Origin of the sequence: Microbacterium bovistercoris, assembly GCF_003387575.1 — a bacterium.
GTDB lineage: Bacteria > Actinomycetota > Actinomycetes > Actinomycetales > Microbacteriaceae > Microbacterium > Microbacterium bovistercoris.
This window is the reverse complement of record NZ_QUAB01000033.1, coordinates 127208-142185: the sequence shown is the minus strand read 5'-3', so window position 1 is coordinate 142185 and position 14978 is coordinate 127208. Positions and strand designations below refer to the sequence as shown.

Below are 14978 nucleotides of genomic sequence, written 5' to 3'. Positions count from 1 at the left end.
CGCGTAGAAGCGCACGTCGGAGTGCCGGCACGGATGCAGCGCCGTGCGCTCCCGCGGAGATGCACTGCCCCCGCGGACCGAATCCCGGCATCCGCCCGCGCGAAGCGCACGATCCCGCGCGAGCGCGCGGGATCGTGCGGATTCAGCCCAGGCGGGCGATCAGCTCGGAGGCCGCGATCGTCTCGCGCTCACCCGACCGGCGATCCCACAACTCGACCTGACCGTCGGCGGCACCGCGGCCGACGATGACGATCGTCGGCACACCGAGCAGCTCGGCGTCGCCGAACTTCACGCCGGGCGAGACCTTCGGACGGTCGTCGAACAGCACATCGCGGCGCGTCGCCTCGATGTCGGCCGACAGCTGCGCGGCGAGATCGAACGCGACATCGTCCTTGCCGGTCGCGATCACGTGAACATCGAACGGCGCGATGGTCTCGGGCCAGATCAGCCCCTTGTCGTCACTGTTCAGCTCGGCGATCGCCGCGAGGATGCGGGTGACGCCGATGCCGTAGGAGCCCATGGTCACGGTGGTGAGCTTGCCGTTCTCGTCGAGCACCTTGAGGCCGAGCGCCTCGGCGTACTTGCGGCCGAGCTGGAAGACGTGGCCGATCTCCATGCCGCGCGCGATGGTGACCGGGCCGGAGCCGTCGGGCGCCTCGTCGCCATCGCGCACGCCGGCGACCTCGACGAAGCCGTCGGCGGCGAAGTCGCGGCCGGCGACCACGCTGTGCGCGTGCTTCTGGTCGATGTTCGCGCCCGTGATCCAGCTGGTGCCCTCGGCCACGCGCGGGTCGACCAGGTAGCGGATGCCGGTGGCGGACTCCTCGCCCAGCACGGCCCCGGTCTCGCTCCACGGGCCGATGTAGCCACGCACCAGCAGCGGGTTCTTCTCGAAGTCGGCGTCGGAGGCGGGCTCGACCTCAGCGGGAGCGAAGGCCACCTCGGCACGCTTCTCATCGACCTCGCGGTCGCCGGGCACGCCCACGACGACGAGTTCGCGGGTGCCGTCGAGGTGGGTCAGTGCGAGCACGACGTTCTTCAGCGTGTCCGCCGCGGTGTACTCGCCGTCCAGCACGGCATTGCTGTGCGAGACGAGCGTGTCGATCGTGGGAGTGTTCGGCGAGTCGAAGATCACCGGTGCGGCATCCGCGTCGAACGCGACCGCCGCGATCGCCGGCGTCGTGTACGCCTCGACGTTGGCGGCGTAGCCGCCGGCGGAGCGCACGAAGGTGTCCTCGCCGATCGGGGTCGGGTGCAGGAACTCCTCGCTGCGGGATCCGCCCATCGCACCGGCATCCGCCTGCACGATCACGTACTCCATGCCCAGGCGCTGGAAGATGCGCTCGTACGCATCGCGCTGCGCCTGGTAGCTCGCGTCGAGCCCGGCATCGGTGTAGTCGAAGGAGTACGCGTCTTTCATCGTGAACTCGCGGCCGCGCAGCAGGCCGGCTCGCGGACGCGCCTCGTCGCGGTACTTGTCCTGGATCTGGTAGATCGTCAGCGGCAGGTCCTTGTACGACGAGTAAAGGTCCTTCACGAGCAGCGTGAACGCCTCTTCGTGAGTGGGGGCGAGCAGGTAGTCGCCGCCCTTGCGGTCCTGCAGGCGGAACAGCAGGTCGCCGTACTCCTCCCAGCGTCCGGTCGCCTCGTATGCCTCACGGGGCATGAGGGCGGGGAAGTGCACCTCCTGGGCGCCGGCCGCCTCCATCTCCTCGCGGACGATCTTCTCGATCTTCGCCTTCACGCGCAGCCCGAGCGGGAGCCAGGCGAAGATGCCTGCTGCCTGCGGTCGGATGTATCCGGCACGGATCAGCAGCTTGTGGCTCGTGACCTCGGCACCAGCCGGGTCTTCACGGAGCGTACGGACGAAGAGATGAGAGAGACGGGTGACCACGGGACGATTCTACGGGGTGGCCGAGTCGCGACCCCGCGGATGTCAGCAGCCCTTCGGCGCCCAGCCCGGCTTCACGGCGAGGGCCGTCACCGTCATGCTCCTCGAAGAGGAGAGATCGATGTCATCGGCCACGAGGGCGATGCGCGGCTCCCCCGTCTCGAGGTCCACCGTGAACACTCCGAGGTCGGCAGCCTCGTCGTCGACGCCGACACCGATCACACAGCGACCGGCCTGGGCGTACGCCCCCTGATCCTCACTCGCCGTCAGGAAGTCGCCGACGAACGGCCCCAGATCGGCCGAGCTCACCGCCTTCTTCGTGCCCGAAGGCAGGTCTCCCTCATGGTCCCCCTGAAGCGGAACCGACCACAGATCACCGTCCGCTGTCCAATACAGGCGCCCCTCCCGCTCGAACGGCGTGTACGCCTCGAAGGCGCTGACATCACGCGGATACACGAGTTCGGCGGTGCTCCGGGCGCCCGTGGCCCGATCCCAGGTCCGCAGGCTCTGCGTGGGTCTGGACCTGTCCTCGCTGATCTCGCCCAGACCGTAGACCCGATCCCCGTCGCAGAACAGGGTCGGCAGGTCATCGAAGACGTTCTGGCCGTGCAGGTCCCGGGTCTGCGGGGTCACCGCACCGAGCTGACCGCCGAACTCCACCATGACGACCTCGTCGTCGCAGGCCGCGAACTCGGCGTGGGAGAAGCTCACGTCGATCTCCTCAGCGCTCCCGCCCTCGGCATCGATGAACGCCAGGCTGTTCCCCCGTGCGGAGCCGTTCGCCACCAGGAAGCCGCCCGGCGCGGGCAGTCGCTGGCTCTCAGTGACCGAGGCCGATGTCGTGCCCTTCAGGTCGACCTTCGTCGATCCGTCGTCGTGCAGCACGTACTCGGCATCGGGGCCGCCGGTGCTCAGGCCGGCCTGGGTCCAGGCGAGCCTCGAGTGCTGAAAACCGCGCTCATCGACGCGCGCGACGCGGGAGGTGCCGTCGGCATCCAGGAGCGCCAGGTACGACTTCTCCCCCGCGGTGAGGCGAAGTGCGATGACCGCGTCCTCGGTTCCGACGTCCTCCGAGATCCACTGCCTGTCGAAGGCGTTCATCAGTGCGGGAACGCCGAGCACCAGCGCGGCGATCATGATGACGGCCAGCGCGAGCAGGACCGAGGGATCGACCTTCCGCTTCGTCGGGGACGGATGGCCGGCGGAAGTCATCGGACGATCCTCTCATGGTGCTCCCTGCACCGTTTCCAGGGAGCACCTGAGGGCCGTCAGTTCAGGGCGCGCGTGCCCTCCGGGATCACGCCGTTCGCGTACAGGCTCGTCGCGACGTCCTGCAGCGCGGTCAGCGCGACGCGCTGCGGCAGCGGGCCGTACGAGATCCGGGCGACGCCCAGTGCCTCGTACTCGGCCGCGGTGAGCGCGCCGGGCAGGCCGATCACGCTGACCTTGCCCGCGCCGATCCCGTCGACGAGGGTGCGGGTCGCCTCGGCGTCGAGGATGCCGGGGACGAACACGGCCTTCGCACCGGCGTCGAGGTAGGCGCGGCCGCGCTCGACGGCGTCGGCGAGCTTGTCTGCGAGGGGCTTGTCGCCGCCGCGGACGATCGCATCGGTACGGGCGTTGAGCACGAAGGGCACGCCCTCGGCCTCGCCGGCCTTCACGATCGCCTCGACCTGGGCGACCGACTCCGCGAGCGGCTTCAGGCGGTCCTCGACGTTCGCGCCGACGACGCCCGCGCCGATCGCCAGGCGCGCCGTCTCACCGGCGTCGCCGTAACCGTCGTCGAGGTCGGCGCTCACCGGCAGTTCGACGGCCGCGGCGATGCGGCCGACGAAGTCGATCATGATCTCGCGCGGGATCTGCCCGTCGGCGTACCCGAAGGTCGCGGCGATGGAGTGTCCGGCTGTGGCGAGGGCGCGGGTCTCGGGCAGTGCGGCGATCGCCTGTGCCGAGACGACGTCCCAGATGTTGACGACGCGCAGGATCTCCGGCGCGTCGTAGAGGGCCGCGAGTGTCTGAGCCTTGTCCGCAGTGTCGGTCATGACAGCCACGCTAATGCCGGGACGGATGCCAGGGGCCGATGTGTCCGAAGATGGCGGCATAGGCTGGCGCCATGCCTCAGCGTCGATCGCACATCGCAGAATCCGCCGCGCAGAGCGCCCTGGCCGAGGCCCTGGCCGCGGTGCGAGCGCCGTTCGACATCCCGTTCCCGCCCGAGGCGGAGGCCGAGGCCGAACGGGCCACCGCGATCGCGCCCGACGTGGATCTGCGCGACATCCCGTTCGCGACGCTCGACCCCGAAGGATCCAGGGACCTCGACCAGGCGTTCCAGCTCGAACGTGCAGGCAAGGGCTTCACGGTGCGGTACGCGATCGCGGACGTGCCCGGGTTCGTCACCCCGGGCGGGGCGCTGGATGCCGCAGCACGCGCGCGCGGGCAGACGCTGTACGCCGCGGACGGCTCCATCCCGCTGCATCCGCCGGTGCTCAGCGAAGGGAGCGCCTCGCTGCTTCCCGATCAGGACCGCCCTGCGCTGGTGTGGACGTTCGCCCTGGATGCCGAGGGTGTCGTGACAGGCTCGACCCTGCAGCGCGCATTGATCCGCTCCCGCGCGCAGCTCGACTACGTCGCCGCGCAGCGGGCGCTGGATCGCGACGAGGACTCCCCTGCCGCGCTGCTGCCCGAGATCGGACGGCTGCGGCTCGAGCAGGAGGCGGCGCGCGGCGGTGCGAGCCTGAACCTGCCGGACGCCGAGGTCGTGCGCACCGGCGCTGGGCGATACGACATCGAGCGCAGACAACCTCTGCCCGTCGAGGATTGGAACGCCCAGCTGTCACTGATGACGGGCATGGCCGCCGCGCAGCTCATGCTCGACGGCGGCGTCGGAGTGCTGCGCACGATGCCGCAACCCGACGAGCGGACGTTCGAGGAGTTCCGCACGCAGACGCAGGCACTCGGGCGCGCCTGGACCACGGGTCGGTACGGCGAGTACCTTCGCGGTCTGGATCGGGCCGATCCGCTGACCCTTCCCGTGCTCGAGGCGGCGAGCGCCCTGTTCCGCGGCGCCGGCTACGTCGTCTTCGACGGCACGCCGCCCGAGGAGCGGATGCAGGCGGCGATCGGCGCTCCGTATGCGCACGCCACGGCGCCGCTGCGCCGGCTCGTCGACCGCTGGTCCCTCACGATCTGCCTGGCGCTCTCGCAGGGTGACGAGGTTCCGGAGTGGGCGCGCGAAGGGCTGGCCGAACTGCCGCGGCTCATGCAGGAGTCGTCGTCGCGGGCATCGCAGTTGAACGCGCAGACCGTCGAATGCGTCGAGGCCGCCCTGCTCGCACCGCGCGTCGGCGAGGTCTTCGAAGCGACCGTCATCCGGCCTGCGAACGGCGAGGGTGAGGCGACCGTGCAGATCGCCGAGCCCGCAGTGACCGCGCGCGCACCGATCCCCGCAGGAGCCACGCCGGGCGCCGTCGTGCGCGTGCGGCTCGACGCCGCCGACATCCGCACCGGCGCTGTGGCGTTCTCGGCTGCCTGATCGCGCCTGCGGCCGGCCGCACAATCTCGGACTTCTGCAGAATCCCGGATGCTTGATCCCCGAAGCATCCGGGATCCCGCAGATCTCCGAGGTGCTGCCGCGGCTCGAGCGCATCGCGCCGGCCGCACAATCTCGGACTTCTGCAGAATCGCGGATGCCTGGTCTCCGAAGCATCCGAGATCCCGCAGATCTCCGAGGTGCTGCCACGGCAGGATGGAGGGATGAACGAACGGCTGGATGCTGCGCAGCGGGCGTGGGCTGCTGAGCGGCTTCCGGGCGCGGAGGTCGTCGCGGACATGTCGTGGAACCTCGTCGACACCGCCGTGCTGCACGTGCGCTCCGGAGGACAGGACTTCGTCGTGAAGGCCGCGGGTCCCGACGACACGCACCTGCCGCGCGAGATGTCCGCGCATCCGCACTTCGTCGCGCCGCTCGCCGCGACGGCGCAGGCAGCACGGCTTCTCGCCGCGGATGCCGTCGCGCGCATCATCCTGCTCGAGTACCTGCCCGGCACGCTCGTGCTCGGCACGGAGGCCGAACGGCAGGCGGACACGTACCGGCAGGCCGGTGAGCTGCTGAGCAGGCTGCACCGCCTCGAGACGCGCACGGATGCCGGATACGAGGCGCGTGCGACGGCCCGAGCCCTGTCATGGCTCGACCAGCCGCACCGGGTGGACGCCGCGACGGCAGAGCACGCCCGCCGGATCCTGTCCACCGCTCCGGCATCCGCGGTGACGAAGGTGCCGACACACGGCGACTGGCATCCGCGCAACTGGCTCTTCGACCAGGGCATCGTGCGGGCGATCGACTTCGGGCGCTTCGCGTTCCGGCCGGCATCCACCGACCTCGCCCGCCTCGCAGCACAGCAGTGGCGGGAGCACCCCGAGCTCGAGGCGGCGTTCTTCGAGGGCTACGGCCCCGACCCCCGAGACCCCGACCAGTGGCGCCTGGACGCCCTGCGCGAGGCGGTCGGCACCGCGTGCTGGGCCTACAAGGTCGGCGACGAGGCGTTCGAGAACCAGGGTCACCGCATGCTCGCCGAGGCGCTCGCCGCGTTCTGACCCGCGAGGGCGCTGCGCATTCCCCGACTTCTGCAAAACCTCGGATGCCCAAGCCGCGAAGGGTCCGAGATCATGCAGATCTCCGAGATGCTGCAACGGGACCCACCGGTAACCTGGCCCGATGGACTTCACCGCCGCCACAGAGAGATTCGTCGCCGCGCACTTTCCCGGCGCGACGACCGTGATCGTCGGCGGCAGCACGGCCCGCGGCGAGCGCACAGCGAGCAGCGACATCGACCTGCTGCTGATCGGCGAGGAGCTCTTCACCGGCGATCAGACCAGTGCCGCGTCGACGCACGCGTTCGAGGACGAGGTCTTCGAGGTGTTCGCCTACACCGCCGCGGGGTTCGCGGAGTGGGCTCAGCGCGGCGTCGATCAGCATCGACCGGTCATCGTGCACATGCTCGTGGAGGGGTGTGTCGTGCGGGAGGGCGCGGAGCTGGACGAGCTCCGCGAGCACTGGGCGGACGTCCTGGAAGCCGGGCCCGAGTTGACCGAGGTGGAGGCCGTGTTCCGCCGGTATGTCATCACCGATGTGCTCGACGACCTGCGTGACGCCGCCGATCCGCTGGAGCGCCACGTCCTGGCATCCGTGCTCTTCGAACGCACCGCCGAGCTGATGCTGCTGGCCGAGGGCCAGTGGCTGGGCACCGGCAAATGGCTCCCGCGCCGGTTGCGAGTACTGGAAACTGATCGCGTCGAGGCGCTCAGCGCTCCCCTGCTCGCCGGCGACTACGGCACCTTGGCGAACCGGGTGCAGGCGGAACTCGACCGCGCCGGCGGACGGATGCAGGACGGATTCGTCCGGTGAGCGAGATCGTCATCCGCGACTATCGCGACGAGGATGCGGCGACGACGCTGGCGGTGTTCCTCGACGCGGTGACGATCACGGCATCCGCCGACTACTCCGCCGCGCAGATCGCGGCGTGGGCGCGACCTGCTCAGCGCAGCATCGATGGCTGGAACGAGGCGAGACGCCGCCGCGGCACCGTCGTGGCGGTCGTCGATGGCCGCGTCGCCGGTTTCTCCGATGTGAGCGCCTCCGGAGACATCGACATGTTGTTCGTCTCGCCCGCGTTCGCGCGCCGCGGCGTCGCTCGCGCGCTGATGGCCGAGCTCGAGTCGCGCGCAATGGATGCTGGCGCCGCCGGCCTGTCCGCCGATGTGAGCATCACTGCACGACCGTTCTTCGAGCGCGTCGGCTTCGCCGTCGAGGCGGAGCAGCACCCGGTCATCGAGGGCATCGAGCTGACGAACTTCCGGATGGCCAGGCCGCTCAGTTGAGCACGCCGGCTCGCCAGTGCACCTGCCTCGGCTGAGATGTACAAGAGCACCTGACTATTCGGCATCCCGCTGCTAGCCTCCGGAAACATGGGGCAGAGACTGCGCATCAACGGAACCGGAATCTTCGTGGACGAACGCGGTCCCGCAGGCGGCGATCCGGTGCTGTTCATCCACGGCGGTCCCGGCAACCCGTCCTGGGACTTCATGGAGTCGGTGGGCGATCTGCTCGCCGAGCGCGGGGTGCGCATCATCGGCGTCGACCAGCGGGGCGTCGGGCGCTCCGATGCGCTGCCCGAAGACCCCGCACTGAGCGTGCCGGTGCTGATCGACGACTTCGAGCAGCTGCGCGAGTCGCTCGGCATCGACGCCTGGACGATCATCGGACACTCCTCCGGCGGCGCCTACGCGGTCGACTACGCGCTGGCGCACCCCGAGGCCATCACCGGCCTGATCCTGGACTGCCCGGCACTCGACACGGATGCCACGGATCGGCACCGCCTGCCGCGCGCCGCCGCGATGCTCGACGCCGCGGGGATGCCGGAGGCCGCCGCGCGCTGTCGCGAGCTCGCAGGGAGCGAGAGGCGGCTCACCGCGGAGGACAGGTCCTGGGAGGCCATGACCCCGCTGGGCGATCGGTACCTCGACCTGTTCTTCGCCGATGCGGAGGGACGCCGACGTTACGAGAAGAGCACGGAGGCCGCGCCCGATGATCTGGACTGGTCCAAATCGTGGTCGCACCACCCACTGCTGACCGACATGTACGTCGATCGGGTTCCGCTGCTGGCCGGGCTGGCCATGCCCTCGATGCTCGTGCACGGCGACGCGGACCTGGTCGCTGCCCCCGGCCTCATCGACGCGTACCGCAAGTCGACGGGCGGCCCGGTCGCCACGATCGCGCACGCCGGCCATTTCTCCTTCGTCGAACGCCCGGCGGAGTACGTCGACGCCATACTGGATTTCGTCCGCTGATGACGGATCACCCCTCGACCGGGGGCTCGTCCCCGGATTCGACGAGGGTCTTCAGCGTCTGCAGCGAGGTCGCGAGGTAGTCGTCGTAGCGGCGCATCCACGGGCCGAGCGCCCTCTGAAAGGCGTTCGCGTCGATCCGATAGCGCTGGTTGCGACCGTCCCGCTCCGATACCACGAGCCCCGCCGCGCGCAGCGCCATCAGATGCTTCGAGATCCCCGATGCCACCAGCTCCGGGAACTCCTCGGCAAGCTCGCCGACCGTGCACACACCACGGTCGGCGAGCAGGTCGAGGATGCGTCTGCGCGTCGGATCGGCGAGCGCCCGGAACGCCGCATCCGACGGATCGGTCACCCTTCCTCCACGAGCGCTGCGAGCTGCTCCAGAATGCGATGCTTCGCGATGCCGCGCTGATACGCGTCGCGCGTGCCGCGCCAGCCGTCCGTGCCGATGCCCGCGAAGCCGTCATGCACGAGCGTGGCCTCGGTGCCCGCCTCGGTCGGCCGCAGGTTGATGACCAGCCTCCCCGGGTGCTGCCACCCGACACCCTCCTCGAGCCAGGACAGCACCAGCCGCCCCTCGGGCACGAGTTCGAGCACGCGACCGCTGATGACCGTGCCGTCGGGTCCGGTCATCCGATAGGAGCCGCCGACCATCAGTTCGATCTCCAGGTCCGCACCCATCCAGCGGCGCAGGCCCTCCTGGGTCTCCAGCCAGCGCCACACGGCGCTGGGGCGAGCGGCGATCTCGAGCGAATGCGACACATCGGGCATGACGACCTCCTGCATTACCAATAAGTAAACTTTACTGATTGGTAAGAGATTAGATCCGCCCGGTGCCGCCGTCAACCCCCGCCGAAAACCCCTGCCCGTCCTCCGCGGTCGTGCTCGGCGAGAGCGCGGATCCCGCGGACGGCCGAGTACGGCTTCATGTACAGGACCTCGCCCAGGCACTGCTCCCGCGCCCGCCGCAGGCGCCCGCCCAGATCGGGCCGCAACTCCCAGAGATACGCCCGCGCGAGCTCCGCGTGCGGCGAGTTCGACACGATCCTGATCGCATCGGCGTCCTCGATCAGCGCGATCGCGTTCCGCACGTTCTCGCGCGTCGTCCTGCTCAGCGTGTCGAGCCGGATCGGCCCGGTGTACCCGCGCCGCCGGGCATATGCGGCGAGCAGCTCCGCCTCGGCGATCTCCCCGCCGACGGCGCCCCCGCACAGTACGAGCACCGCCTCGCGGGCATCCGGCGTCAGCGAGCGCAGTGCGGCGCGCACCCGGTAGCGGTTGACCGCGTTCGCACGCGTGCCGCGATTGCGGAAGCCGAGCACCACGATCGCCTCGCGACGCACCGGATGCCCGTCATCGGCGCCCAATCGGCGCCGGGAGGAGCGCTCGTGCACGACCTCCGCCCAGGCGAGGACCGCCGCCAGGACGACGGCGGCAGCTCCGAGGGCCGTGCGCATCCGGATCGCGGTCACAGTCATCGACGGTACTCCCCCGACGGGGATCAGGCCGGAGTCGCGTCAGGCGGGAATCACGCTCGTCGTCATGATGAGAAGTTGGGGATCGGACAGGTCCAGCGACACGGCGATCGAGGCGAACTCCGCGAGCGAGGATGCGTGGGTTCCCCCGCACGGGATCGATGCCGTGCCGTCCGGCAGTTCGCACTCCCAGCGCCGCATGTCGGTGATCGTCGGGCCCTCGGCGACGACGCGGCTCGGCGCCCCGGACGACACCCATCCGGCCAGCGTCGTGTTGATCGCGGCTTCCCGCTCCGACACGGTCGCGGCGAAGGTCTCGGTGTCGAACCCGGCCTTGCGCAGGCTCTTGCCGAGGCGGTACTCGTCGACGGCCCCGTCGGAGTGGATGAAGCTGGTCTGGTTCGCCCGCCCCTCGAAGTCGGGGTTGCCGAGAGCATCGGTGCCCGGCTGCTTGCGCCACAGGTCCGCCACGGCGAGATCGAGCGCGAGAGATGCCAGGTGGCAGGCGGTGTGCCCGCGGCTGAGTCCGGCGCGGCGCTCCGCGTCGACCTCGAGCGCCGCTGCGGCACCCGACACGACGGATGCCGGGATGTCACCGTCCACCCGGTGGGCGACCAGCCACGTCCAGCCCTCCGCGCCGCGCCTGACCGGGATGTCGGTCCCCACGGCGAACGCGCCGTCCTCACCGACTGCGGCCATCACGGCCTCGGCGACGATCAGCCGCTCCTCACCCACGGTGATCACCCCGGAGTCACCCGGCTGATCGGGCCAGGTGTGGTCGACGGGATGGAACGGCGTGACATCGGTGACCACGACGTCAGCCTGCACCGCCAGAACTCGGGCGTCCGCCCGCAGGGCGCCGGTGGGGAACGTGACGGTCGTGGCGCTCACGAGGTGACGACCTGCGCGGTGCCGAGCGGCGCGTCGGGCCCCATCTCGGCGGCGATCCGGTTCGCCTCCTCGATGAGGGTGGCGACGATGTCCTCCTCGGGGACGGTCTTGATGACCTCGCCCTTGACGAAGATCTGGCCCTTGCCGTTGCCGGAGGCCACGCCCAGGTCGGCCTCACGGGCCTCGCCCGGGCCGTTCACGACGCAGCCCATGACGGCGACGCGCAGCGGCACGGTCATGTCCTTCAGACCCGCGGTGACGTCGTCGGCCAGCGTGTACACGTCGACCTGGGCACGACCGCAGGACGGGCAGGACACGATCTCGAGCTTGCGCTCGCGAAGGTTCAGCGACTGCAGGATCTGGTGGCCGACCTTGACCTCCTCGGCCGGCGGCGCGGAGAGCGACACGCGGATGGTGTCGCCGATGCCCTCGCCGAGCAGGATGCCGAACGCCGTGGCGCTCTTGATCGTGCCCTGGAACGCCGGACCGGCCTCGGTGACGCCGAGGTGCAGCGGCCAGTCGCCGCGCTCGGCGAGCATGCGGTACGCCTTGACCATCACCACGGGGTCGTTGTGCTTGACCGAGATCTTGAAGTCGTGGAAGTCGTGCTCCTCGAACAGCGAAGCCTCCCAGACGGCGCTCTCCACGAGCGCCTCCGGGGTCGCCTTGCCGTACTTCTCCAGCAGACGACGGTCGAGGGAGCCCGCGTTCACGCCGATGCGCAGCGAGACGCCGGCGTCCTTCGCCGCCTTGGCGATGGCGCCGACCTGGTCGTCGAACTTGCGGATGTTGCCGGGGTTCACGCGCACCGCGCCGCAGCCGGCGTCGATCGCCTGGAACACGTACTTCGGCTGGAAGTGGATGTCGGCGATGACCGGGATCTGGCTCTTCTTCGCGATGATGTGCAGCACGTCGGCGTCGTCCTGCGACGGCACGGCGACGCGCACGATCTCGCAGCCCGAGGCCGTGAGCTCGGCGATCTGCTGCAGAGTCCCGTTGATGTCGGTGGTCTTCGTCGTGGTCATCGACTGCACGCTGACGGGGGCGTCGCCGCCGACGAGCACCTTGCCGACCCGGATCTGACGGGTCTTGCGACGAGGCGCGAGGACTTCCGGGACGCGCGGCATCCCCAGGTTCACTGCTGGCACCCCTCCAGCCTACGACGCCGCCGCTGCACCGGACCTGCAAGCGCGCCTAGGCTGAGCGGATGACCTCCGTCCTGCTCACCGGATTCGGCCCCTTCGCCGGCAGCGACGGCAACCCGTCGCAGGACGCGGTCATTGCGTATGCCGCCGCGCATCCGTCTGCCGACCTCGTCACGGCCGTGCTCCCGGTCGTCTTCACGGATGCCGCGGACCGGCTGCGCACGCTGATCGCCGAGCACCGCCCCGAAGTCGTCATCGCCTTCGGCCTCGCAGGCGGCAGCACGAGGGTCGCCGTCGAGCGGGTCGCCGTGAACCTCATCGACGCCCGCATCCCCGACAACTCCGGCGCCGCGCCCGTCGATGTGCCGAGTGATCCCGGCGGACCGGCCGCCCGGTTCGCCACTCTGCCGGTGAAGCGCATCGCTCGGGCGATCGATGACGCCGGCATCCCGGCGCACGTCTCGCTCTCGGCCGGCAGCTACGTATGCAATCACGTGTTCTACACGGCACTCGCCGCGGCACCGGGCGCGCGGGCGGGATTCATCCATCTGCCCTGGTCCGCGTCGACCGCGCCCGAGGGGGCTCCGCACCTCCCCGACGACGCGCTCGCGCGCGCCGTGGCCGTCGCCGTGGAGCACGCACGCGGTGCGGAGGATGCCCGCAGCGCCGGCACCGAGTCCTGATCGACGTCACACGCGGCATCCCGACCGCCACGGTGTGGTACTTTCGCCCTATGTCCGCGAACCGCACCTGGTGGCCCGCCTTCTAGGCGGAGTTTCGCGTACCCACGAGAATCAGACCGCCTTCCGGGGCGGTCTTTTTGCATCCCGCGCCGGATTCCCCGATACAGGAGACCCGATGGCCATCGCCGACCGCCTGCACGCACTCACCGCCGACCCCGACGCATCCTTCGTGCTGATCGCGCGCGACGGCGGTGTCGAGCTGCTCACCGGCGCCGTCGCCGACGTCGACGTCCTCGCCGACATCCCGCTGGCGGCCGACCGCGAGGTCTTCGCCCTGGTCCCGTACCGGCAGGTGCGCGAGCGCGGCTTCGAGGCGCAGGACGACGGCACGCCGCTGCGCTGCATCCTCGTGGATTCGCACGAACAACTGGATGCCGCGGAGCTGGTCGCCGCTCTGCCGGACGACCCGATCACGCTGCGCGACGGCGGTTTCGACATCTCCGACGAGGACTATGCGGCGATCGTCGATCAGGTCATCGACGAGGAGATCGGCCGCGGCGAGGGCGCGAACTTCGTGATCCGCCGTGACTACCGGGCCTCGTTCGACACCGACGACCGCACGGCCGCGCTGACCTGGTTCCGCGCGCTGCTCGAGCACGAGCGAGGTGCGTACTGGACCTTCGCCGTGATCACGCCCGGACGGATAGCGGTCGGCGCCAGCCCCGAGGCGCACGTCGTCGCCCGCGACGGATTCGTCACCATGAACCCGATCTCGGGCACCTTCCGGCATCCGGCGGGGGGCGCGACCAAGGCGGCGCTGACCGAGTTCCTCTCCTCGACCAAGGAGACCGAGGAGCTCTTCATGGTCGTCGACGAGGAGCTCAAGATGATGAGCCAGGTCTGCTCGGACGGCGGACGCATCACCGGGCCCCACCTGAAGCAGATGTCGAGGCTGACGCACACCGAGTACATGCTGCGCGGGCGCAGCGCCCTCGACCCGCGCGATGTGCTGCGCGAGACGATGTTCGCGCCGACCGTCACCGGATCGCCGATGCAGAACGCCTGCACGGTGATCCGGCGCCACGAGCGCGCCCCGCGCGGCTACTACTCCGGCGTTGCCGCGCTGTTCAGCCCGAACGCGAGCGGCGGCCACGACCTGGATGCGCCGATCCTCATCCGCACGGTCTACGTCGACCGCGGATCTCTCGCCGTGCCGGTCGGCGCCACCCTGGTGCGGCACTCGGACCCGTACGGCGAGGTCGGAGAGACGCATGGCAAGGCTGCCGGTGTGCTGGGCGCGATCGGTGCCATCGAGCGCGACCACGCCGCCGAGGCGCGGGACGACGCCGACGCCCCCGACGCGGCGCCGACGCTCGCCGACGACCCCGAGGTGGCCGAGCTGCTCGCCTCGCGCAATGCCCGGCTCGCGGAGTTCTGGCTGCAGCCGCAGGATGCCGCGGCCGCCGGACCGCTGGCCGGCCGCACCGCGCTCGTCGTGGATGCCGAGGACCGGTTCACCACGATGCTCGCCCACCAGCTGCGCCACCTGGGGCTCGATGCGCGCGTCGTGCCGTGGGGCACCGTGACCGACGACGAGATCGACGCCGCCGACCTGGTTGTGGCCGGCCCCGGCCCCGGCGATCCGCGCGATGCCGCATCACCGCGCATCGCGCGGATGCGGGAGGTCGTCGCCCGCCGCCGTGCGGCGGACGCCCCGCTGCTCGCCGTCTGCCTGAGCCATCAGATCCTCGCGGACTCGCTGGGCATCGCGCTGGTGCCGCTGGACGCCCCGCACCAGGGCGTGCAGAAGATCGTGCCGGTGTTCGGCGAGGACGCCTCGGTCGGCTTCTACAACACGTTCACCGCGCGGGTCTCCCCCGGCGCCGCATCGGTGACGGATGCCGAGGTGTCGGCCGATGCGGTGACCGGCGACGTGTACGCCCTCCGCGGCGAGCGCTTCGCATCGATCCAGGGCCACCTGGAGTCGATCCTGTCGCGCGACGGCATCCGCACCCTGGAGCGGCTGGCGGAGCACGCGCTCGCCTGA

At 70.4% G+C, this 14978-nt stretch carries 15 protein-coding genes; 7 read left to right on the top strand and 8 right to left on the bottom strand.

Annotated elements, in window-relative coordinates; all coding sequences use genetic code 11:
* Nucleotides 1-142: 142 nt before the first annotated feature.
* The 3 genes from DY023_RS05985 to DY023_RS05975 are packed head-to-tail and all read right to left on the bottom strand — an operon-like array spanning nt 143 to nt 3933.
* Complete coding sequence (locus tag DY023_RS05985) at nt 143-1894, bottom strand: proline--tRNA ligase (RefSeq protein ID WP_116241420.1); 1752 nt, start codon at nt 1892-1894, stop codon at nt 143-145.
* Between the two features lie 42 nt (nt 1895-1936).
* Nucleotides 1937-3103: a hypothetical protein gene (locus DY023_RS05980; protein WP_116241419.1), complete on the bottom strand. Its 1167-nt coding sequence runs from the start codon at nt 3101-3103 to the stop codon at nt 1937-1939.
* A gap of 56 nt (nt 3104-3159) precedes the next feature.
* Nucleotides 3160-3933: an isocitrate lyase/PEP mutase family protein gene (locus DY023_RS05975; RefSeq protein WP_116241418.1), complete on the bottom strand. Its 774-nt coding sequence runs from the start codon at nt 3931-3933 to the stop codon at nt 3160-3162.
* Between the two features lie 71 nt (nt 3934-4004).
* Between DY023_RS05975 and DY023_RS05970 the strand changes: the two genes are divergently transcribed.
* The 5 genes from DY023_RS05970 to DY023_RS05950 all read left to right on the top strand — a co-directional run bounded on the left by DY023_RS05970 (nt 4005) and on the right by DY023_RS05950 (nt 8737).
* On the top strand, nt 4005-5423 hold the full coding sequence (locus DY023_RS05970) for an RNB domain-containing ribonuclease (RefSeq protein ID WP_116241417.1): 1419 nt from the start codon (nt 4005-4007) through the stop codon (nt 5421-5423).
* A gap of 221 nt (nt 5424-5644) precedes the next feature.
* A complete protein-coding gene (locus DY023_RS05965; protein ID WP_220347242.1) occupies nt 5645-6484 on the top strand; it encodes a phosphotransferase family protein in 840 nt (279 codons plus the stop codon).
* A 121-nt stretch (nt 6485-6605) separates the two neighbouring features.
* Nucleotides 6606-7295, top strand: coding sequence for a nucleotidyltransferase domain-containing protein (locus DY023_RS05960; RefSeq protein WP_116241416.1), 690 nt, complete (start codon nt 6606-6608; stop codon nt 7293-7295).
* The gene (locus DY023_RS05955; protein ID WP_245958612.1) at nt 7292-7768 is read left to right on the top strand and encodes a GNAT family N-acetyltransferase; all 477 of its coding nucleotides are present in this window, start codon (nt 7292-7294) and stop codon (nt 7766-7768) included. Before DY023_RS05960 ends, DY023_RS05955 begins: the two co-directional genes overlap by 4 nt.
* Before the next feature lie 87 nt (nt 7769-7855).
* Nucleotides 7856-8737: an alpha/beta fold hydrolase gene (locus tag DY023_RS05950; protein ID WP_116241414.1), complete on the top strand. Its 882-nt coding sequence runs from the start codon at nt 7856-7858 to the stop codon at nt 8735-8737.
* 7 nt (nt 8738-8744) lie between these two features.
* Here the strand turns inward: DY023_RS05950 and DY023_RS05945 are convergent, their stop codons facing one another.
* From DY023_RS05945 to ispG, 5 genes are all read right to left on the bottom strand, one after another.
* Complete coding sequence (locus DY023_RS05945) at nt 8745-9089, bottom strand: ArsR/SmtB family transcription factor (protein WP_181905738.1); 345 nt, start codon at nt 9087-9089, stop codon at nt 8745-8747.
* A complete protein-coding gene (locus DY023_RS05940) occupies nt 9086-9508 on the bottom strand; it encodes an SRPBCC family protein (RefSeq protein WP_181905737.1) in 423 nt (140 codons plus the stop codon). Before DY023_RS05940 ends, DY023_RS05945 begins: the two co-directional genes overlap by 4 nt.
* A 71-nt stretch (nt 9509-9579) precedes the next feature.
* A complete protein-coding gene (locus tag DY023_RS05935; protein WP_245958611.1) occupies nt 9580-10215 on the bottom strand; it encodes an ElyC/SanA/YdcF family protein in 636 nt (211 codons plus the stop codon).
* 39 nt (nt 10216-10254) lie between these two features.
* On the bottom strand, nt 10255-11103 hold the full coding sequence (locus DY023_RS05930) for an alanyl-tRNA editing protein (protein WP_116241411.1): 849 nt from the start codon (nt 11101-11103) through the stop codon (nt 10255-10257).
* On the bottom strand, nt 11100-12251 hold the full coding sequence (gene ispG / locus DY023_RS05925; RefSeq protein ID WP_181905736.1) for a flavodoxin-dependent (E)-4-hydroxy-3-methylbut-2-enyl-diphosphate synthase: 1152 nt from the start codon (nt 12249-12251) through the stop codon (nt 11100-11102). The genes DY023_RS05930 and ispG overlap by 4 nt, the downstream gene beginning before the upstream one ends.
* Before the next feature lie 59 nt (nt 12252-12310).
* Between ispG and DY023_RS05920 the strand changes: the two genes are divergently transcribed.
* Nucleotides 12311-12931, top strand: a complete 621-nt coding sequence (locus tag DY023_RS05920) for a pyroglutamyl-peptidase I (RefSeq protein WP_116241409.1) — start codon at nt 12311-12313, stop codon at nt 12929-12931.
* 175 nt (nt 12932-13106) lie between these two features.
* Nucleotides 13107-14978 carry an anthranilate synthase family protein gene (locus tag DY023_RS05915; RefSeq protein WP_116241408.1) on the top strand — a complete coding sequence of 624 codons (1872 nt, stop codon included), beginning with the start codon at nt 13107-13109 and terminating at the stop codon, nt 14976-14978.